Origin of the sequence: Paraburkholderia sp. SIMBA_053 (assembly GCF_046534895.1) — a bacterium.
GTDB lineage: Bacteria > Pseudomonadota > Gammaproteobacteria > Burkholderiales > Burkholderiaceae > Paraburkholderia > Paraburkholderia caledonica.
On record NZ_JAWRXU010001715.1, the window covers coordinates 1 to 236 of the forward strand.

The following is a 236-nucleotide window of genomic DNA, read 5'->3' on the forward strand; positions in this document are numbered from 1 at the left end:
CAGATCGTAGGCTTGCGCGGCGGCCAGCAATTCGATGGCGACGATGCGGCCCGCGTTATCGACGATCTCCAGCGCCTTCAGCGCAGCGGGCGTTGCGTGGCACAGGTGGTCTTCCTGCAAGCCCGATGTGATGCCGCCGTCGAGACTCGCGGGCAACGCAAGGCGCCGGTTCTGCGCGACCAGCGAGGCCGCCGTGTACTGCGCGATCATGAAGCCGGAGCAGGTGCCGCCAGGCT

At 67.8% G+C, this 236-nt stretch carries 1 protein-coding gene; it reads right to left on the bottom strand.

Annotation, left to right across the window (positions count from 1 at the left end; translation table 11 throughout):
- The coding region (locus tag SB753_RS41380; RefSeq protein ID WP_410805730.1) for an aromatic amino acid lyase at positions 1 to 236 on the bottom strand (236 nt) is incomplete at both ends.